Source organism: Caballeronia sp. GAWG1-5s-s, from assembly GCF_023631445.1.
Lineage (GTDB): Bacteria > Pseudomonadota > Gammaproteobacteria > Burkholderiales > Burkholderiaceae > Caballeronia.
On the sequence record NZ_JALQDC010000022.1, the window covers coordinates 273,349 to 292,753 of the forward strand.

Genomic DNA, 19,405 nt, shown 5'->3' on the forward strand with positions numbered 1-19,405 from the left:
GGATCAGCAATCGAAGCGCTGCAACAACGCGTCGTCCGGGCCGGAGAACGCCAGCGCGTTGTGCGTCGCGTCGCGCATCGAATGCCGCACGTGAGGCTCGACGCCAGACAGTGCCATGCGCGCGGCTGCGTTGTCCGTCTGACGGAAGATGACGAGCCGCGAATCGGGGTTCATCTCGGTGGCGATGTCGTCGCGCCGGACGGCCGTCGTGCGTCAGAGCAGGTCATTCGCCTATCAGATGCAACACGAGTTCGCGGTGATGCGGCGCCGCCCGGTGCTCGAACACATAGATGCCCTGCCACGTGCCGAGCACCATGCGGCCGGCTTCGACCGGAATCGAAAGCTGGACGGTGGTAAGCGCGGTGCGCAGGTGCGCGGGCATGTCGTCGGGGCCTTCGGCGTCGTGGATGTAGCGGCCGGGCGCTTCCGGTGCGACCGATTCGAAATACCGTTCGAGGTCCGCGCGCACGTCCGGGTCGGCGTTTTCCTGAATCAGCAGCGACGCCGACGTATGACGGCAAAACACCGTCAGCAGGCCCGTGCGGATATCCTGCAAGTCGATCCAGCGGTCGATGTCGCGCGTGACTTCGTGCAGGCCGCGCGAGCCGGTTGCGAGCGTCAGATGGTGGAGTGCCTGTTTCATGTCGTTTTCGATCCGAGGGAAAGTGCCTGTTCAGTGTAACGGCTGGCTCGCGCGATGATGGTCTATGCTTGGCGCGTGCCGTTCACACGATCGGACGATCATGCGCAAACCGAAGACCACCGCGCTGCTCGGAGTACTGCTGGCATTGCACGCGCTAGCCGTCCACGCCGACGGCACGCTCGCCAATCGCGGCAACGACCCGTTCCTGCACGTGTCGAACGCCATCGCGGATTGCCCCGCGCCGCGCGGCCCGTTCGAGACGGAGGCAGAATGGCTCGACGAAGCGCACTATCGGATCGAGCGCGGCAACAGTTGCTGGATCGCGGGCCGCTGCCGTCTGCCGAACAGCTACGACTACGACCGCGAGATCGCCGAAAGCGTCACGCGCCGTCTGAATGCGCTGAACGCATCGCTTCAGTGGCGCGACAAGACGAGTCTATGGCTCACGCTGCAGCGCCGCTTCGTCTACGTGGACGGCTGCGTGTCGCCGGACTTCGACCGCGCGCGTTTCGTGGCGGGCTTGAGCGAGACGGCGGACGTCGAGAAGATCATCGACCGCACGACGGTTCTATCGCCTAAGCTGAAAGCGAGACCCTGCGCGACGCCGGCCTCGGCCGGCGATTGCCGATGATGAGAACGATGCCCGCTGACCGGCTCCTGCCGTTCGTCCGACGCCTCTTGCTGCTGCTGGCGTTCGCCGTGTTCCCGCTTCGCGCGGCAGCTGCCGCGCCCGTCGTCGTGATTCCGCTGACCGGCGCGGTCGGCCCGGCGAGCGCGGATTTCGTCGTGCGATCGCTCGCCCGCGCCGCGGACGAACGCGCGCAACTCGCCGTCCTCCGGATCGACACGCCCGGCGGCCTCAATCTTTCCATGCGCGCCATCATTCAGGCGATCCTCGCTTCGCCGGTGCCGGTCGCGGCGTACATCGCGCCGAGCGGCGCGCGGGCGGCGAGCGCGGGCACGTACATCGTGTATGCCGCCCATATCGCCGCGATGGCGCCCGGCACGAATCTCGGCGCGGCCACGCCGATCCAGCTCGGCGGCGGGGGAGCGGAGCGCGCGGCGTCGGGCGCGGCGGAGGGGGCATCGACCGAAACGCGCAAGCAGGTTCACGACGCCGCCGCGTATATCCGCGGCCTCGCGCAATTGCGCGGGCGCAACGCGCAGTGGGCCGAACGCGCGGTGCGCGAGGCCGTCGCGCTCTCGGCCAACGAGGCGCTCGCGCAGAAGGTGATCGACCTCACCGCGACCGACATTCCCGATCTGCTCGCCAGACTCGACGGCCGCCGCGTGCGCACGGCGCAGGGCGAGCGCGTGCTGACGACGCGCGAGGCGAGCGTCGTCGCGTTCCAGCCCGACTGGCGCAACCGCTTTCTCGCGGCGATCACGGACCCGAGCGTCGCGCTCATACTGATGATGATCGGCATGTACGGCCTCTTCTTCGAGTTCGCGAATCCCGGCTATGCGTTGCCGGGCGTCGCGGGCGCGATTTGCCTGCTCGTCGGCCTGTTCGCGCTGCAATTGCTGCCGGTGAGCTACGTGGGCCTCGGCTTGCTGATGCTGGGCATCGGCTGTCTCGTGGCCGAGGCGTTCTTGCCGACGTTCGGCACGCTCGGCATCGGCGGCATCGTCGCGTTCGCCATCGGCGCGCTGATGCTCGTGGATACCGACGTGCCCGGCTTCGGCGTTCCGCCCGGACTCGTCGCCACGCTCGCGCTGTTCTCGGCGGTCTTCGTGTTCGCGGTGTCGGGGCTCTCATTGAAAGCGCGCAGGCGGCCCGTCGTCAGCGGCGGCGAGGCCATGCTCGGCAGCATCGGCGTGATGCTGGAGGGCGGCGAGGGCGTCGGCTGGGCGCGCGTGCAGGGCGAACGCTGGCGCGTGCGGCCGGCATCGCCCGCTGCGTTGCCGGGGCAGGGCGCGCGGGTGCGCGTGACCGCGCGCGACGGACTCACGCTGACCGTCGAGCCGTTCGACGAATCACATCACAATGCAGCTTGAACGAGGCTAAAAACATGGGGCTGACTTTCGGTTTCGGCGGCATCGTCCTCGCGCTCGTCATTTTTTTGCTCGCGTCGGCGGTGCGCATTTTTCGCGAGTACGAGCGCGGCGTCGTGTTCCTGCTCGGGCGCTTCTGGAAGGTGAAAGGGCCGGGGCTCGTGCTCATCATTCCGGTCGTGCAGCAGGTCGTGCGCATGGACCTGCGCACCGTCGTCTTCGACGTGCCGCCGCAGGACGTCATCACGCGCGACAACGTCTCGGTGAAGGTGAACGCGGTCGTCTACTTTCGCGTGGTCGATCCGGAGAAAGCCGTGATTCAGGTCGCGCGCTATTTCGACGCGACCAGCCAGCTCTCGCAGACGACGCTGCGCGCGATTCTCGGCAAGCACGAACTCGACGAACTGCTGTCCGAGCGGGAGCGCCTGAACAGCGACATCCAGCGCGTGCTCGACGCGCAGACGGACGTGTGGGGCATCAAGGTGTCGAACGTCGAGATCAAGGACGTCGATATCAACGAGACGATGATTCGCGCGATCGCCCGCCAGGCCGAAGCCGAGCGCGAGCGTCGCGCGAAGATCATTCATGCGGAAGGCGAATTGCAGGCATCGGAGAAGCTGCTGCAGGCCGCGCAGATGCTCGCCCAGGCGCCGCAGGCGATGCAACTGCGCTATCTGCAAACGCTGACGACGATCGCCGGCGACAAGAACTCGACGATCGTGTTTCCGGTCCCGGTCGATCTGGTCAGCGCGGTGATCGACCGGTTCACGAAGTCCTCGAACCCTTAGACGAGCGCGGGAAAGTCGAGCGTCGTATCGTTCACACGGTTCACGAGGTTCGTGAAGTTGATGACGCTCATCGCGAACAGCGCGTCGATGACTTGCGCCTCGCTATAGCCGGCTTCGCGCACATCCGCGAGCACGCGGGCGTCCACCGTGCCGCGCGAATCCGCCACGTGCCGCACGAAGCGCACAAGCGCATCGCGCTTCGCATTGCCGGTCGCGTCGCCTGCGCGAATCTGCTGCGTTTCGTCTTGCGTGAGTCCGGCCATCTTGCCGACGACCGTATGCGCAGCGGCACAGTAATCGCAGCCCGCCAGTTCGCTGACGGCGAGCTTGATGGCTTCGGCATCGGCCTTGTCGAGACTGCTCTTCGCGAGCACGGCATCGTTGGATAGCGCCGCGCCGAGCGCCGCCGGGCTATGCGTGCCGATGGTCGCATACGCGTTCGGCACGCGGCCAGCGGCCTTCTTGATGGCGCTGAAGAGTTCCGCGGTCTTGCCGGTGGCTTCGTTGACGTTGACTTGGGAAAGACGTGACATGGTGTGCTCCGGTTCGTTGGTGAGCCATCTGAATGGCGTGAGTCAACTGTAGGCCGGAGCAGGGCGGCTGTGAATGCGCGCGCGTCTCAACGAAACGCGCGATCGTCTCATCTTCTATTGCACCGTCCCGAGCACTTCTCTTACCGTCTTGAAGATGCGCTCGATCTGATCGTCTTCGATGATGAGCGGCGGCGAGAACGCGAGCGTGTCGCCGGTATAGCGCACGAGCACGCCCGCCTCGAAGCACTTGACGAACGCTTCGTAGGCGCGCGCGCCGGGCGCGCCGTCGCGCGGTTCGAGCTCGATGCCCGCGACGAGCCCGAGATTGCGAATGTCCTTGACGTGCGGCGCGTCGCGCAGCGCATGCGCCGCGCTTTCGAACGCCGGAGACTTGGATGCCGCGCGGTCGAACAGCTTGTCGCGCACATAGAGGTCGAGCGTCGCGATGGCCGCGGCAGTCGCGGCCGGATGCGCCGAGTACGTGTAGCCGTGAAAAAGTTCGATGGCGTTCGCCGCGCCCGCATCGATGATCGTGTCATGCACCTTGCGCTGCGCCGCGACCGCGCCCATCGGAATGGACGCGTTGTTGATCGCCTTGGCCATGGTGATGAGGTCCGGCGTCACGCCGAAGAACTCGCTGGCGGTCGCCTTGCCGAGACGTCCGAAGCCGGTGATGACCTCATCGAAAATCAGCAGAATGCCGTGTTTCGTGCAGATTTCGCGCAACTTCTGCAAGTAGCCCTGCGGCGGAATCAGCACGCCCGTTGAGCCCGCTACCGGTTCGACGATGACGGCCGCGATCGTCGATGCATCGTGCAGCGCGACGATGCGCTCCAGTTCGTCCGCGAGATGCGCGCCCCACGCCGGCTGGCCCTTCGAGAACGCGTTGTGGGCGAGATCGTGCGTATGCGGAAGATGATCGACCGAGGGCAGCAGCGCGCCCGAGAACGTCTTGCGGTTCGGCGCGATGCCGCCGACCGAAATGCCGCCGAAGCCCACGCCGTGATAGCCGCGCTCGCGGCCGATCAGCCGCGTGCGCTGGCCTTCGCCGCGCGCGCGATGGTAGGCGATGGCGATCTTGAGCGCCGTGTCGACCGACTCCGAGCCCGAGTTCGTGAAGAAGATCCGGTCGAGGCCGTCGGGCATCAGTTCGGCCACTTTCGTCGCGGCTTCGAACGCGAGCGGGTGCGCCATCTGGAACGTCGGCGCGAAATCCAGCGTGCCGAGCGCCTTCTGCACCGCCTCGACGATTTCCTCGCGGCAATGACCCGCGTTCACGCACCACAGCCCCGCGCAGGCGTCGAGCACTTCGCGGCCATCCGTCGACCGGTAGTACATGCCTTTGGCGCTTTCCAGCAGCCGCGGCGCGGCCTTGAACTGGCGATTCGCGGTGAAGGGCATCCAGAAAGACGACAGGTCGTCGATGACGGGGCGGGCGTTCATGGCTTGGTCTCTCCTCTAAAGAACGGTCACTGTATGTCGACGCAATTTTGCGCGGCATAGACAGTTGCTTCACCGCGCTGCCAACTGTGCTGGCAAAATGGGGCGAACTGTGCTGGCAAACCTTGGCCGATTGAACCGATGATCGAACTCAACCTGGAACGCGGCTCGCGGCAGGCGCCGACGCTCGTCGAGCAACTCGTGCGCGCGTTTTCGTCCGCCATCGAGTCGGACACGTTGCGTGCGGGCGCGCTGTTGCCTTCAGTGCGGCGTCTGGCCGAAAGCGAGCGCCTGAGCACGTTCACCGTGACGGAAGCGTACGGCAGGCTCGTGTCGATGGGCCTCGTCACCGCGCGGCGCGGCTCGGGGTATCGCGTGGCCGTGCGCGGGCGGCGCGCGCCGACGCGCTCGGTCGAATGGCAGCCGCCGAGCCTCACGGCGACATGGCTGCTTTCCGATGTCTTCGCGGACCATTCGGTGCCGATCAAATCCGGCTGCGGCTGGCTGCCGAACGAATGGGTCAACGAAAGCGGGCTCCACCACGCGTTGCGCGCGGTGAGCCGCGTGCCGGCCGCGCGCATCGCGGATTACGGGCATCCGTACGGCTTCGCTCCGCTGCGCGAGCGCATCGCCGAGCAACTGGACCGTCACGGCTTGCCGGTCGATGCCGCTTCCAACGTGCTCTTGACGAGCGGCGCGACGCAGGCGCTCGACCTGATCGTGCGCACCTTGCTGCGTCCGGGCGATGCCGTGGTCGTCGAAGATCCCGGCTACTGCAATCTGCTGCAGATTCTCAGGCTTGCCGGCTTGAACGTGCATGGCGTGCCGCGCACGGTCGCGGGCATCGACACGGACGTGTTCGAGCGCATCGTGACGGAGCATCGTCCGAAAGCCGTCTTTCTCAACACGACGCTGCAGAATCCGACCGGCGCGACGTTCAGCATGGCGTCGGCGTTCCGCCTGATGCAGATCGCCGAGCGGCATGGCCTGTGGGTCGTGGAAGACGATGTGAACCGCGAGCTCGCGCCGCCCGGCGCGCCGTTGCTCGCGGCGCTGGAAGGGCTGAGCCGCGTCGTGTATGTCGGCGGCTTCGCCAAGACCATCACGCCGTCGCTGCGCTGCGGCTATGTCGTCGCCGAGCGCGACGTGCTGCGCGAACTGGCGCGCACGAAGATGGCGGTGGGACTCACGTCGTCGGAGGCGACGGAGCGCATCGTCGAGAAGGTGCTGACGGAAGGGCGCTATGCGCGGCACGTCGAATTCGTGATCGACAAGCTGAAGGACGCGCATGCGGTCGTCGAGCAGCGCATGGATGCGCTCGGCGCGACACTGTTCCGCCGTCCGCGCGCGGGTCTTTTCGTATGGGCGGAGTTGCCGATCGATCCGTTGCATGCGAGCGATGTCGCGACGCGCGCGCTCGAACACGGCATCTGGCTCGCGCCGGGCTCGTATTTCCGGCCGGGCGATGCGCCGAGCGCGTGCTTTCGCTTCAACGTGCCGTATTCGCTCGACGACGCGCTGTGGACTTTTCTCGGCAAGTCGCTTTGACCGCTAGGCAGCGGCGCGCGGACTCGCGCTCAGGCGATGCAGATGCGTGCGCGGCCGCGCTGCGCTCTTGCGACCACGCGATGCCGCGAGGTGCGCCTGCAAGCGCTCGCACACGTCTTTTCTGCGCACCGGATTGAGCGGATCGCACAGACGAATGGTGAGCGTGGCGGCTCGTGCGTGCAGCGGCACGAGCGTGTCGGGCTCCGGCGCTTCCCAGAGCACGACGGTATGCGTGCCGTCCGACACTTGCACGATCTGAAAGTGCTCGAGATCAACCTTGCCGAGCTCGTGAGGTTCGATCGAATGATGCATGATGCCCCCGAAAACAGTCTCTCTGTGCATTGCCGGGCATGCAAACACTATGCCGATGCATCGATTACGGAGCTTTCCCGCCGGCCAGCGCGGCGACGTGTAATTTTCAGCATGACGTGCGTGAAAAAAAGCCATCGGCGCGCCAACGCATGTGTTGGCGCGAGCCCTACAGCGCGCTCGCGCCGTCTGCTTTCTTATGCTTATTCGCCGTAGATATCAAAGTCGAAGTACTTCTGCTCGATGCGCTTGTACGTGCCGTCCTTGATCATCGCGGCGATTGCGCCGTCGAGCTTCTCTTTCAGGTCGGTGTCTTCCTTGCGAAGACCGATCGCGGTGCCGGGGCCGAAGATCGCGCTGTCTTCGAGAGCCGGGCCGGCGAAAGCGAACGGCTTGCCGCGCGGCGTGTCGAGAAAGCCGCGTTCGGCCTGCACCGCGTTTTGCAGCGATGCGTCGAGTCGTCCGGCGAGCAGGTCGGCATAGACCTGATCCTGATCCGCATACGATACGACCGTCACGCCTTTGGCGCCCCAATGCGCCTTCGCATAGCTCTCCTGCATCGACCCTTGTTCGACGCCGACCGATTTGCCCGCGAGCGATTCCGCCGTCGGCTGGATCTTCGAGTCGCGCTTCGCGACGAGCCGCGTGGGCACATGAAAGAGCTTGCTGGAGAACGCGATCTGCTTGACGCGCGCCGGCGTCATCGACATGGTGGAGAGCACGCCGTCGAATTTGCGCGCCTTCAGGCCGGGAATCATGCCGTCGAAGGCGTTTTCGACCCATACGCACTTTGCGTCGAGACGGCGGCACAGTTCGTTGCCGACATCGATATCGAAGCCGACGAGCTGGCCGTCCGGTGCTTTCGATTCGAAGGGCGGATAACTGGCATCGACGCCGAACCGGATCGTGGACCAATCTTTCGCATGCGCGCCGATAGACACGGCCAGCATGGAACTCAACAACACCGTCAACAGCGTCTTCACGTTCGTCTCTTCCTAGCGATAAGTTGGAATAGTTCTCGGACTGCCGCGGAAGATTATAGAGGCGTTAAGCATGCGCTAAAAAAATGGCCGCGAAATTCGCGGCCATTCGGTTGAAGCATTGTGGTGCTGCCAGCGGTTCTCTTAGCTCGCGCGTACTTCGATGCGACGCGGACGCGCTTCTTCACGGCGCGGAATCGTGAGCTTGAGCACGCCGTTCGTCAGGTTCGCGTCGATCTTCGTGGTGTCGAAGTCGTCGCTGACGGTGAAGGCGCGGGCGAAGCGCGGCGCGCGCACTTCGGCGTGATGCACGCGCAAGCCGGCTTGCGCGGTGACCACCGCTTCGGCTTCGATATAGAGCCGCGCGTCATGCACTTTCACGTCCAGCTTTTCGCGCGGCACGCCGGGCAGGTCGGCCCACAGCGTGATGCCGTGGCTGTCTTCGACGATATCGACCGCGGGCGTGATGCTCGCGCGGCGCGCGTTGTCTTCATTCTTGCGCGTCACGTCGCCTTCGTTGCGCTGCGCCAGTTGAGTGGTGTCGTTCATCGTGAGCTCCCGAATGCTGAATTACTGAATGGTGATGGCGCGGGGCTTGGACGCTTCGCGCTTGCCGACGGTGATGGACAGCGTGCCGTTTTCATAGCGCGCCTGCACCTTGTCGATGTCCGCGTTCTGCGGCAGTTCGATCACGCGGCGGAAGCTGCCGGTGAAGCGCTCTTTGGCATAAGTGCGCGCGCCTTCGGTCAGCGTTTCGGCCTTGCGCTCGCCGCTAATCGTGAGCGTGCCTTTGTCCACGGTCACATCGAGCGATGCGGGATCCACGCCCGGCGCGAACGCGACGATCTCGACCGCCTCGTCCGTGCTGCCGATATTCAATTGCGGAAAGACATCCGCGCGGCTGGTCCGGATGCTCGATGGCAGGTTGCCGAACAGCGTCGACATTTGCCGCTGCATGCGATCCAGCTCCGCGAACACGTCGCCGCCAAAGTAGAAGTCACTCATGATCCAGTCTCCGAAAATGCGGCCGCATGAAGGCCGGCACAGTGCGTTGATCCTTGTGGGCAGCGCGTTCGAGCTCACTGCCCTCGGATCGAAAAATAGGTGCGGAGACTCCCATTTCAATAAGCCGGAATGCATTTTCCAGCGCATTTTTTATTCGTTCGGCGACTCTTGAAATGCGTTTTGCGACTCATAGATTGGACCGTTTGAGCGTTAGCCGCTAACGAATTCAATCCGCTCTTACAATGGGCGATCCAACCAGTGGCGGGGACGACAAGATGAACGTGTGCATTTACGGCGCGGGCGCAATCGGCGGATGGATGGGCGTGCGGCTCGCGCAGGCAGGCTGCGATGTCAGCGTGGTCGCGCGCGGCGCGACGCTGGATGCGCTCACCACGCGCGGCCTGCAGCTCGTGGAGAAGGACGCGACGCATACGGCGCAGGTTCGCGCGAGCGCCGCGCCCGACGCACTGGGGCAACAAGACCTCGTGGTGGTCGCCGTCAAAGCGCCGGCAATGGCATCCGTGGCCGCGCACATCGCGCCGCTGCTCAGCGAGCGGACCACGGTGCTCACTGCGATGAACGGCGTGCCGTGGTGGTTCTGCGACGGCTTAGGCGATGCGTTCGCCGGCAAGCGACTCGCCTCGGTCGATCCGCACGGCACGATCGCCGCCGCGATACCGAGCGCGCAGACCGTCGGCTGCGTCGTTCACGCGAGTTGTTTCGTGGAAGCGCCGGGCGTGATCCGGCATCATCAGGGAAACGGGCTGATTCTGGGCGAGGCGACCGGCAAGCCGAGCGCGCGCGTCGATTCGCTCGTATCGCTCTTTGCGCAGGCGGGCTTCGACGCTTCCGCTTCGCCGCAGATTCAGCGCGACGTGTGGTTCAAGCTGTGGGGCAACATGACGATGAACCCGATCAGCGCCATCACCGGCGCGACCACGGACCGCATCCTCGGCGACGACCTCGTGCGCGGCTTCGTCACGCGCATCATGCTGGAGGCGAAGGAAATCGGCGCGCGCTTCGGCATTCCCATCGAACAGGAGCCAGCGGACCGGCATGCCGTCACGGCAAAACTGGGCGCGATGAAGACGTCGATGCTGCAGGACGTCGAAGCGGGCAAGGCCGTCGAACTGGATGCGCTCGTCGCGTCGGTGCGCGAACTCGGCGCGATGACCGGCGTGCCGACGCCATTCACCGACGCGCTGCTCGGCCTCGCGCGTCTGCATGCGCGCACGCTGGGCCTTTATCCGCCGCAATGAGCGATGAGTAATGAGTAATGAGTAGCGAGTCGAGGACCTGATGAAAGAATCACCGAGCGAACTCGTCGCGATGCGCGACATGCTGCGCGAGTTCGTGCGCGAGCGCGACTGGCGCCGATTCCATGCGCCGAAGAATCTCGCGGCGGCGCTGAGCGTGGAGGCGAGCGAGTTGCTGGAGCCGTTCACGTGGCTTCAGACGGGCGACAAGGCCGAGCTCGACGACGCGAAGCTTTGCGCCATTCGTCATGAGATGGCTGACGTGCTCGCTTATCTCGTGATGCTGGCCGACGCGCTCGATGTGGATCTGCATCAGGCGTTGCTGGAGAAGATGGCGCTGAATCGCGCGAAGTATCCGGCGCACAAGGTGCGCGGCGACGCGCGCAAATACAGCGAATACGATGAATGACGAGAGTGGCGCACACGATTAAGCTCGCATGATCCACTAACGACCGAGGATGCCGATGGATTTTTCGCTTTCGCCGGAGTTGACCGAATTACAGGCGCGGGTGCGCGCGTTCATCGCCGATGAAATCGTGCCGATGGAGCGCGATCCGCGCTGCACGCCGCACGGCCCGAACGAAGCGTTACGCGCCGAACTGATCGCGAAGGGCCGCAAGGCGGGCTTGCTGTCGAGCCATATCTCGCCGGAGTTCGGCGGGCTCGGGCTCGGTCATGTCGCGAAGGCGATTCTGTTCGAGGAGGCGGGGTATTCGCCGCTCGGCCCTGTAGCGCTGAATATCGCCGCGCCCGACGAGGGGAACATGCATCTGCTCGAAGCCATCGCGACGCCCGAGCAGAAGGAACGCTGGCTGCGTCCGCTCGCGGCGGGCGAGATCCGCTCGTGCTTCTGCATGACCGAGCCGTCGCCCGGCGCGGGCGCGGACCCGGCCATGCTCCAGACCACCGCCACGCGCGACGGCGACGAGTACGTGATTCACGGCCGCAAGTGGTTCATCACGGGCGCCGAGGGCGCGGCAGTCGCGATCATCATGGCGAAGTTCGCGGACGGCCCGGCCACGATGTTTCTCGCGGACATGTCGAGTCCCGGCATCGTCATCGAACGGGCGATGGATTCGCTCGACACGTGCTTTCCCGGCGGCCACGGCGTCGTGCGTTTCGACGGCCTGCGCGTGCCGGCGTCGAACGTGCTGGGCGAACCGGGCGAAGGCTTCCGTTATGCGCAGGTGCGTTTGTCGCCCGCGCGTCTCACGCACTGCATGCGCTGGCTCGGCGCGGCCCGCCGCGCGCATGACGTCGCGAGCGATTATGCGCGCCAACGTCAGGCGTTCGGCAAGGCGCTAGGCGAGCACGAAGGCGTCGGCTTCATGCTGGCGGACAACGAGATGGACCTGCACGTCACGCGGCTCGCCATCTGGCATTGCGCGTGGGTGCTGGATCAGGGCGTGCTCGGCAAGCACGAATCGAGCATCGCGAAGGTCGTGTCGTCGGAGGCGCTGTGGCGCGTCGTCGACCGTTGCGTGCAAGTGCTGGGCGGGCAGGGCGTCACGCACGAGACGGTCGTCGCGCGAATTTTCGCGGACATGCGCGCGTTCCGAATCTACGACGGCCCGTCGGAAGTGCATCGCTGGAGCATCGCGCGGCGCATCTTGCGTGGGCCGAAGCCGGCTGCTTGAGGGGGCTGCTTGAGCCGGCTGCTTGAGCGCGATGACGCGCGCCGCTTCAGTGCGTCATGGGCGGCGCGTCGGCTCGTCGCTGCGCCACGATGCGGCCCGCGCGCATGGCATTGTCCGGATAGTTGATCCAGTCGTTCGGATCGTAGCCCGCAGCGATCCACGCGTGTAGTTCATAACGAACCTGAGCGCGTGTCTTGGGCGTGGACGAATTGTCGGCGAGCGGCTGCGCGAATGCAGACGCGGCCCAGCACGCAGCGAGCGCGCCGAGCATGATTCGGGAAGTAGCTTTCATGAGTCCCTCTTACGCCGCTGATGACGGCTTACTCATTCTAGGACACAACGCCGAATGTCACCGGCGCGCGCTCAGCGTGACAGTCCGATGACTTTTGCAACGAAAGGACCGCTTCCATTCGCCTTTCGTTCAGTGAAGCGGTGTCTCGCAAGCGCACGACTGGGGAAAGCCCGTGTTGCAATGCAGCATGTCATTGAGTATGCTGTCTTAAGCGGGCGCTGACGCCCCTCGTTTAGTCATGATGCCCTGAACGATTTCCGCGTACGGGCAACGCAAAGAGAAGCGCCCGACATCAAGGGCGTTCGTCTAGGCAAGGCAGCAAGCCTTACGGACGTCAACTTGAAGGAGCCGCATGTATGGACTTGACCGGATCATCGAAGCCGACGCTGCATATCTTCCACCAGGAAGGCGGATGGCATTGGGGCATCACCGTCGAGCGCGCGGCAGGCGGCGGCATGAAGGTGGTCGCCTATAGCGACGAAGGCTTCGATTCCGAAGACGAAGCCCGCGAAGACGGCGAACACGTGCTGCGCTCGGAAGACTGGCGTTCGCGTCAACGATTCAGCCGCAGCGAGCGGCGCACCGGCTGTTCTTGAAATTGCGGCGCGTCGCTGCCTTCTTCCTCATCTTCCATCAAGCGACAAGGCCCCACCGCCTAGCGTGTTAAGAAACGCTAGCTTGTGGCGGCAATCAACTGCCTCCGCGTCTTATGCGGACGGCCTTTCGAGCGGCGGCGTGCCCTCGTGAAAGAACTTCTTGAGTTCCGTTCTCAGCTCCGGCGAATCTTCATGCTGATGCATGCTCACCGCATGTTGCACGGCGGCCTGCATCAATTCGTCTTCGGAGTCGGCGGCGAGGGCGATCGTGCAGTTGCTGTCGCTCGAGCACTCGCGGCAATCGATGTACATGCGTGTCATGGCGTCCTCCTGGCATGAAGGCGCTGACTTCAGTATAGGCCGTCGTTTCGGCTGCGATGGCGGTTTGCGCGCGCCTGCGCAGTCGCGTAACGTTCATGCTCATGAACGGTTTTTCGATTCCCGACACGACCCTTGCAGCGTACCGCGCTGCCATCTACCGGATACACGGCGAGCCGCCCATCGATATGAAGATCGGCGAGAAGAACGCGTCCGTCGCCGCGCTGCTGGGCCGTCACGGTGTTGGCAGCGCAGTGTTCGTGACCGCGTTCAATCCGTTTGGCTGTGAGCTGAGCGCCGAGCAGAACGCCGCGAGGCAGCGGGCGCTCGAAGCGCACATCGCGCAAGCAGGGTGGATGGCGCTAGCGGGCGAAGGCTTGGATCCGAACAACGTATGGAGCGCCGAAGCGAGTCTGTTCGTGCTCGGCGCGACCGTGCTCGACGCCGACGATTTCATGCTGGCGTATGAGCAGAACGCCGTCGTGGTCGTCGGGGATGATGGCGTGCCGCGATTGCGCGTGCATCCGCGATATAGGTGACTTGACCGAGCGCTTCGACGCCGCGCGACCTGATGCAGGGAAAAGGCGTCGCGTGTCGCGCGATGTTCGCGCGCGGCTTGAACGGCCCTCTTGTTCGTGCTCTCGCGAATGCGCGCGCTGGCTGATGCCGGGCGGGTCGCTCGCCCTTGACGCGATATTCGCGAGCGAATTCAAAGTCCGCTGCATTCGACCTGCCCATCTATGAAAGCATGAATGCGCCGCACGATAGCGCAGTTTTGTAAGTACTGCAAACGAGCTTACCGTCGCGCTGGCGTACTGCGCACCAGACGATGCATCGACGGCACGACGATCCAACGCGCGCTGCTGACTGGGCACGTCGACCAATGATGGGGCTCACCGGCGCGGCCGACCGAGCGCCAACCGCGTCATGAGGCACTCTTGGTGAGCGTCCGAAACGGGCTAGCACATTTGCGCACTCACTAACGTCGCGCGAAGCGAACGCATATCACGGCATGCCGCTCATATCGCTCGCGTTGGCGGCCTGCACCTCCGTTTCGGTCGATCACGCGCTGAGCGCTATAGGCGTGCAGGGCGACCGCATCCAGCTTCCCGAACGCGCGGTAGCACCAACGCAGCATCACCCGTTGCGTTCTCGCAACTGAGCACGGGCGCATCGACAAATCCAACTTCAAGCCTGCGACAGGTCATATGTGATCGAGCGGGACCAGCGCTGTCGATTTCGGACTATTCCCATATTCCCCAATGCTGATCGCGGAAACACTCACGGGCTGTTCGCGGGTTGCCCTTCGCGCTCCGCACCGTAAAAAAGCGAAGCATTGAATAATGAATAACGGGATTTACAAGCTGGTCTTCAGCCGCGTGCGGCACATGATGGTGGCGGTCGCGGATTTCGCCACCGGAGAAACCGCACGAGGCGGTAGCGCGACGCAACGCGGGTCGGTCGCATCGTCTTTGCGCATCGGTTCGAGCCTTCCCATGCGTGCCGTGGCGTTCGCCGCCATGCTGCTGCTGGGTACGGCTATGTCGGTGTCGCACGCGCAGATCGTCGCAGCACCCGGGTCGGCTGCGCAAGTGATCCAGACGCAGAACGGACTCCAGCAGGTCAACATCGCCAAGCCGTCTGCTGCCGGCGTTTCCCTCAACAATTATTCGCAGTTCGACGTACCGGGGAAGGGCGCGATTCTCAATAACTCGCCGACCATCGTTTCGACGCAGCAGGCGGGTTATATCAACGGCAACCCGAATCTCTCGCCGGGGCAAGCGGCGGGGATCATCGTCAATCAGGTGCTGAGCAATTCGCCGTCGCAACTGAACGGCTATCTTGAGGTGGCCGGGCAGCGCGCGGAAGTCGTGGTTGCCAACCCGAATGGCCTGGTGGTGAATGGCGGGGGCTTCATCAACACTTCGCGCGCCATTCTCACGACCGGTACGCCGAACTTCGGCGCGAATGGCAGTCTCGCGGGCTTCAACGTCACCAGCGGCAATATCACCGTGCAAGGCGCGGGGCTGAACGCGACGAACGTCGATCAGGTGGACTTGCTCTCGCGTGCTATTCAGGTCAATGCCGCGATTTATGCCAACAACTTGAACGTGGTCGCCGGCTCGAATCAGGTCGACCACAACACGCTCGCGGCCACGCCCATCTCAGGTAGTGGACCCGCGCCATCCGTTGCAATCGACGTCAGCGCGCTGGGCGGCATGTATGCCAACCGAATTTATCTGGTGTCGAACGAATATGGCGTCGGCGTTTCGAACAGGGGCGTGCTGGCCGCGCAAGCAGGTGACCTGACGCTGCAATCCAACGGCCAACTCGTGCTCGCCGGAACGACTAACGCGAGCGGCTCCATCAATGCGAGCGCCGCGCAGGGCATTCAGAACAGCGGGACGACGTACGCGCAACAAAATGTCGTTGCGACCACCGGCGGGGCGCTTTCCAATTCGGGCGTCCTCGCCGCGCAGAACAACACGACGATCAACGCGGGCAGCGTCGCGTCGACGGGCACGCTCGGCGCGGGCGTGAACAGCGACGGGTCGATCGCCGGTTCTGGCGACCTGAACGTGACGTCGAGCGGCGCCATCTCCGCGACCGGACGCAACGCGGCAGGCGGCAGCGCTGTTGTGCAAGGCACGTCGGTGAATCTCGCCGGAAGTTCGACCACGGCGAACGGCAATCTTGGGCTCGCGGCGGCGGCGGGCGACATCAACTTGTCGTCAGCGACCACGACAGCCGGCGGCGGGATCAACGCGAACGCGGCAGGCACGCTCGCGAACGATAACGGCGCGTTGAAGTCCGGCGCTGCACAGACGATCGCGGCCGGCGCACTCTCGAACCGCAACGGGCAGATGATTTCGGGCGGTTCGCTGACCGCTAACGTAGCGTCCGCGCTGCAGAACCAGGGCGGCACGATTCAGGCGGCGGGCGCGCTCGGCGTGCAAGCGGGCAGTATCGACAATACTGCGGGCCACTTCACGTCCCTGAACGCCGACGGCCTGAGCGTCACCACCTCCGGTTTGCTCAACAACGCGCAGGGCGGCGCAATCGGCGGGAACGGCAACGTCGTTGTGCAGGCGGGGCAACTCGTTAATAGCGGGTTGATCACGGCGGTGCAGGACCTCGCCGCGACGGCCACGCAAACGCTCGCCAACGCGGGCACGCTGGCCGCGAACGGCAACGCGAGCGTTGCGGCCGGCACCACGCTCACCGATGCCGGCGGCGCGATCTCCGCAGGCAAGCTCGTAAACGTGAAAGCCGCCACGCTCGACAACAGCGATGGCGCGATCACGGGCAATCAGGTGGCGCTCACGACGACCAATCTCGTCAATCGCAGTGGCAGTGTGACGCAGACCGGCACGGGCGCGACGACGATCGCTGTCACTGGAACGCTCGATAACGCGAACGGATCGATCCAGACTAATGCCGCGGATTTGTCGCTTACGCCGGCTGCGCTTCTGAACGACAACGGCAAGATCACGAGTTCGGGCACCGGCACGCTCTCGATCAATAGCGGTGCATTGTCGAACAATGGCGGCACGATTGCGACGAACGGCGCACTGAACGCGACCGTCAGCGGGGCGATTGCCAATCAGGGCGGCACGCTTCAGTCCGGCGGCGCGCTCAATGCGCAAGCCGCCAGCCTCGACAACACGGGCGGCCACATCACGTCGTTGAACGCGAGCGGTCTTACGGTCGCGACGACTGGACTACTCAATAACGGGTCGAGCGGCCAGATCGCGAGCAACGGCAATCTCACGCTGCAAGCGGGCCAGCTTGCCAATGCGGGCTCGATTACCGCGATGCAAAGCCTGATCGCGCGCGCGGTGCAGACGCTTGTCAACAGCGGCACGCTCGCTGCAAACGGCAGTGCGCAACTTTCGGCGGGCACGACGCTGACCAACTCGGGAACGATCGCGGGCAGTCAGCTCGCCCTTTCGGCGTATGACCTCGTCAACCGCAACGGCACGATCACGCAGACAGGCACCGCGCCGACGACGTTCACCGTGACCGGCACGCTGGACAACACGTCCGGCTCCATTCAGACCAACGCCGCCGATCTGACGCTCGCGCCCGCAGCCCTCGTGAACGACAACGGCACGATCACGAGTTCGGGTAGCGGCACGCTGTCGATTAGCAGCGGCAGCGTATCGAACAACGGCGGCTCGATCGCGACCAACGGCGCGCTCGTCGTGAAGAGCGGCGCGGTGTCGAATCGTGGCGGCACGCTCGCGGGGCAGACATCGGCGGGGCTGTCGGTGGCATCGCTCGATAACAGCGCGGGCGGCTATGTCGGCGCGAAGAACGTATCCGTCGACGATGCCGGTACGCTCAACAACACCGGCGGCACCCTGCAAGCAAACGGCGTGCTCGGCGTGACGGCTCAAGACCTCGTCAACGATGGCGGCACGATCGCAAACGGCGGCAGCGGGGCGACCGCCGTCGCGGCTCGCGGCGCATTGACCAACACGAATAACGGCGTGATCGGCGGCAATGGCGATGTATCGGTAACCTGTCGGTGCCGTTCGCAATCGCATCTCAACCGCTTCGCTACGTGACGACCTTCCACGGCCAATACACGAACGACACGTTGTTCTACATCGACGACCTGACCATCGGCAGCCGATACACCGTGCGCGGCTTCGACGGCGAGCAGATGCTCGCAGGCGAGAAGGGCTTCTACTGGCGCAACGAACTGCAAGCGCCGATCGGCAGGAGCGGGCAGACGCTGTACGCGGGGATCGACTATGGCCACGTCTTCGGTCCGAACACGGCGTTTCTAGCCGGAACGCAACTCGTCGGCGCGGTGATCGGCCTTCGCGGGGGTGTACCGTCGAAATACGCTGGCTTCAGCTACGACCTGTTCGCCGGCACGCCGCTCTACAAACCGGCCACGTTGGATACGTCACGCGTGACGGTCGGTTTTCAGATGACCGCGCAGTTCTGAGGCGACGAACATGCGTCATCCCTACCGTCACCGCCCTCGTTGACGAAGCTAGACGCGCGCGCGTCGCAACTCGGCTGCACTCGCTACCGGTTCGACGCCATGCGCTGTTCCGGATGTCGACGTCTATGCCGGCGCCGATGGCGCGACGTCGGCATACGGCTCCTTCACCGAACTGCTAAACCGCTATCCCTTATGGTCCACTCACGGGCGTCGATATCAGCGAGGCAAGTCAAGCGAACAGTAAGCCGCACTCGCGCAAGCTTTTTGTGAATGCCCGCAGCGCTTGATACGATTCACGAGACGCGTTTGCGAGACGGGGTAAGTATGACGAAAGCGGGTTGACACGCCATCCGTCCGACTGAAGCCGGCGTGAACCGCCCGCCCGGTGCATATTCAATCACCTCGTCACAACGGCAACTCCAAATGACAGCGCCGTGCACGCCCCTGTCCACCGAAGCCCCCGCCGACGTCCGCGTATGGCTCGTCGACATCGATCTTAACGCGCCTTTGCCGGAAGCAGCCGATGGCATCTTGCATGCCGACGAGCTCCAACGCGCAGCCCGCTTCCTGCGACATGAAGATGCCGCCCGCTTTGCCACGATGCGCGCCGCGCTGCGCCGCCTGCTCGCCGCGCAACTCGGCGGCTCGCCCGCGAGTCTCGCGCTTGTTTCGGATACAAACGGCCGCCCCACGCTCGCCATCCCCGACGCGCCCGATTTCAACGTCGCGCATTCGGGCGCTCATGGATTGATCGCGATGTCGTTCGAGCGGAGCGTGGGTGTGGACATCGAAGAGGCGCGGCATTCCTTCGACTGGCGCAAACTGCAATCGACCGTTCTGCATGCAGCGGACCAGCGCATCATCGACGCCCTGCCGCAAGCCGATCAGCCCGACGCTTTCCTCGCATGCTGGACCGCAAAAGAGGCGGTGCTGAAGGCGCATGGCGTAGGCATCGGCAGCCAGGGACTGGCGATGCACGGCTTTTCGGTCCTGCCGCGCAATGGCGCGCGCTACTCGCTGTCCGATGAAGCAGGCGCGTATCGCGCAGTGTCGCTCGCCGGGCCTCGCGGCTACGCGGCCGCGCTGGCGTGGTCGGTCGAGTGAA

At 64.6% G+C, this 19,405-nt stretch carries 20 protein-coding genes and 2 pseudogenes; 12 read left to right on the forward strand and 10 right to left on the reverse strand.

Annotated features, from left to right (window positions below):
• Positions 1-3: 3 nt before the first annotated feature.
• Complete coding sequence (locus tag NCR34_RS15530; protein ID WP_250500376.1) at positions 4-174, reverse strand: hypothetical protein; 171 nt, start codon at positions 172-174, stop codon at positions 4-6.
• Between the two features lie 49 nt (positions 175-223).
• Positions 224-643 carry a secondary thiamine-phosphate synthase enzyme YjbQ gene (locus tag NCR34_RS15535; protein ID WP_175941218.1) on the reverse strand — a complete coding sequence of 140 codons (420 nt, stop codon included), beginning with the start codon at positions 641-643 and terminating at the stop codon, positions 224-226.
• A gap of 100 nt (positions 644-743) precedes the next feature.
• On the opposite strand from NCR34_RS15535, the gene NCR34_RS15540 reads away from it, so the two are divergent.
• Genes NCR34_RS15540 through NCR34_RS15550 form a run of 3 tightly spaced genes read left to right on the forward strand, consistent with a single transcriptional unit; the run spans position 744 to position 3,426 of the window.
• Positions 744-1,274, forward strand: coding sequence for a BON domain-containing protein (locus tag NCR34_RS15540; protein WP_250500377.1), 531 nt, complete (start codon positions 744-746; stop codon positions 1,272-1,274).
• Positions 1,271-2,641, forward strand: coding sequence for an NfeD family protein (locus NCR34_RS15545; RefSeq protein WP_250500378.1), 1,371 nt, complete (start codon positions 1,271-1,273; stop codon positions 2,639-2,641). Before NCR34_RS15540 ends, NCR34_RS15545 begins: the two co-directional genes overlap by 4 nt.
• Before the next feature lie 14 nt (positions 2,642-2,655).
• The gene (locus NCR34_RS15550) at positions 2,656-3,426 is read left to right on the forward strand and encodes a slipin family protein (RefSeq protein ID WP_250500379.1); all 771 of its coding nucleotides are present in this window, start codon (positions 2,656-2,658) and stop codon (positions 3,424-3,426) included.
• Here NCR34_RS15550 and NCR34_RS15555 read toward each other — a convergent pair.
• Together NCR34_RS15555 and aptA are read right to left on the reverse strand one after the other, a co-directional pair.
• Complete coding sequence (locus tag NCR34_RS15555) at positions 3,423-3,959, reverse strand: carboxymuconolactone decarboxylase family protein (RefSeq protein WP_250500380.1); 537 nt, start codon at positions 3,957-3,959, stop codon at positions 3,423-3,425. The two genes, NCR34_RS15550 and NCR34_RS15555, sit on opposite strands and share 4 nt — an antisense overlap.
• A gap of 114 nt (positions 3,960-4,073) precedes the next feature.
• Positions 4,074-5,402 carry an omega-aminotransferase AptA gene (aptA, locus tag NCR34_RS15560; protein ID WP_250500381.1) on the reverse strand — a complete coding sequence of 443 codons (1,329 nt, stop codon included), beginning with the start codon at positions 5,400-5,402 and terminating at the stop codon, positions 4,074-4,076.
• Positions 5,403-5,540: 138 nt separating this feature from the next.
• Between aptA and NCR34_RS15565 the strand changes: the two genes are divergently transcribed.
• On the forward strand, positions 5,541-6,947 hold the full coding sequence (locus NCR34_RS15565) for an aminotransferase-like domain-containing protein (protein WP_250500382.1): 1,407 nt from the start codon (positions 5,541-5,543) through the stop codon (positions 6,945-6,947).
• Between the two features lie 3 nt (positions 6,948-6,950).
• Here NCR34_RS15565 and NCR34_RS15570 read toward each other — a convergent pair whose 3' ends face one another.
• The 4 genes from NCR34_RS15570 to NCR34_RS15585 all read right to left on the reverse strand — a co-directional run bounded on the left by NCR34_RS15570 (position 6,951) and on the right by NCR34_RS15585 (position 9,241).
• Positions 6,951-7,259: a hypothetical protein gene (locus NCR34_RS15570; RefSeq protein WP_248322563.1), complete on the reverse strand. Its 309-nt coding sequence runs from the start codon at positions 7,257-7,259 to the stop codon at positions 6,951-6,953.
• A gap of 200 nt (positions 7,260-7,459) precedes the next feature.
• Positions 7,460-8,239, reverse strand: coding sequence for an ABC transporter substrate-binding protein (locus NCR34_RS15575; protein WP_175941232.1), 780 nt, complete (start codon positions 8,237-8,239; stop codon positions 7,460-7,462).
• A 141-nt stretch (positions 8,240-8,380) separates the two neighbouring features.
• A complete protein-coding gene (locus NCR34_RS15580; protein ID WP_206469368.1) occupies positions 8,381-8,785 on the reverse strand; it encodes an Hsp20/alpha crystallin family protein in 405 nt (134 codons plus the stop codon).
• 21 nt (positions 8,786-8,806) lie between these two features.
• Positions 8,807-9,241 (reverse strand): Hsp20/alpha crystallin family protein, encoded by a 435-nt coding sequence (locus tag NCR34_RS15585; protein WP_175941236.1) that lies wholly within the window; start codon positions 9,239-9,241, stop codon positions 8,807-8,809.
• A gap of 275 nt (positions 9,242-9,516) precedes the next feature.
• Here NCR34_RS15585 and NCR34_RS15590 point away from each other — a divergent pair, with 275 nt between their 5' ends.
• The 3 genes from NCR34_RS15590 to NCR34_RS15600 are packed head-to-tail and all read left to right on the forward strand — an operon-like array spanning position 9,517 to position 12,134.
• The gene (locus NCR34_RS15590) at positions 9,517-10,500 is read left to right on the forward strand and encodes a 2-dehydropantoate 2-reductase (RefSeq protein ID WP_250500383.1); all 984 of its coding nucleotides are present in this window, start codon (positions 9,517-9,519) and stop codon (positions 10,498-10,500) included.
• A 40-nt stretch (positions 10,501-10,540) separates the two neighbouring features.
• On the forward strand, positions 10,541-10,906 hold the full coding sequence (locus tag NCR34_RS15595) for a nucleotide pyrophosphohydrolase (protein ID WP_250500384.1): 366 nt from the start codon (positions 10,541-10,543) through the stop codon (positions 10,904-10,906).
• A 55-nt stretch (positions 10,907-10,961) separates the two neighbouring features.
• Positions 10,962-12,134 (forward strand): acyl-CoA dehydrogenase family protein, encoded by a 1,173-nt coding sequence (locus NCR34_RS15600; RefSeq protein ID WP_175941238.1) that lies wholly within the window; start codon positions 10,962-10,964, stop codon positions 12,132-12,134.
• Between the two features lie 46 nt (positions 12,135-12,180).
• On the opposite strand, the gene NCR34_RS15605 is transcribed toward NCR34_RS15600, so the two are convergent.
• Positions 12,181-12,426 carry a DUF4148 domain-containing protein gene (locus NCR34_RS15605; RefSeq protein ID WP_250500385.1) on the reverse strand — a complete coding sequence of 82 codons (246 nt, stop codon included), beginning with the start codon at positions 12,424-12,426 and terminating at the stop codon, positions 12,181-12,183.
• A gap of 356 nt (positions 12,427-12,782) precedes the next feature.
• Here NCR34_RS15605 and NCR34_RS15610 point away from each other — a divergent pair, with 356 nt between their 5' ends.
• Entirely contained in the window at positions 12,783-13,022 is a 240-nt protein-coding gene (locus NCR34_RS15610; protein ID WP_248322559.1) for a hypothetical protein, read from the forward strand.
• Positions 13,023-13,133: 111 nt separating this feature from the next.
• Here the strand turns inward: NCR34_RS15610 and NCR34_RS15615 are convergent, their stop codons facing one another.
• Positions 13,134-13,343, reverse strand: coding sequence for a DUF1059 domain-containing protein (locus tag NCR34_RS15615; RefSeq protein WP_248322558.1), 210 nt, complete (start codon positions 13,341-13,343; stop codon positions 13,134-13,136).
• 101 nt (positions 13,344-13,444) lie between these two features.
• Between NCR34_RS15615 and NCR34_RS15620 the strand changes: the two genes are divergently transcribed.
• The 4 genes and pseudogenes from NCR34_RS15620 (at position 13,445) to NCR34_RS15635 (ending at position 19,404) form a co-directional block, all read left to right on the forward strand.
• The gene (locus tag NCR34_RS15620; RefSeq protein WP_250500386.1) at positions 13,445-13,879 is read left to right on the forward strand and encodes a DUF3293 domain-containing protein; all 435 of its coding nucleotides are present in this window, start codon (positions 13,445-13,447) and stop codon (positions 13,877-13,879) included.
• 804 nt (positions 13,880-14,683) lie between these two features.
• Positions 14,684-17,866: pseudogene (locus tag NCR34_RS15625) on the forward strand (two-partner secretion domain-containing protein); the annotation flags it as partial.
• Positions 17,863-18,300: pseudogene (locus NCR34_RS15630) on the forward strand (ShlB/FhaC/HecB family hemolysin secretion/activation protein); the annotation flags it as partial. The pseudogenes NCR34_RS15625 and NCR34_RS15630, both read left to right, overlap by 4 nt.
• A gap of 423 nt (positions 18,301-18,723) precedes the next feature.
• Positions 18,724-19,404, forward strand: a complete 681-nt coding sequence (locus NCR34_RS15635; protein ID WP_250500387.1) for a 4'-phosphopantetheinyl transferase superfamily protein — start codon at positions 18,724-18,726, stop codon at positions 19,402-19,404.
• Position 19,405: the final 1 nt, after the last annotated feature.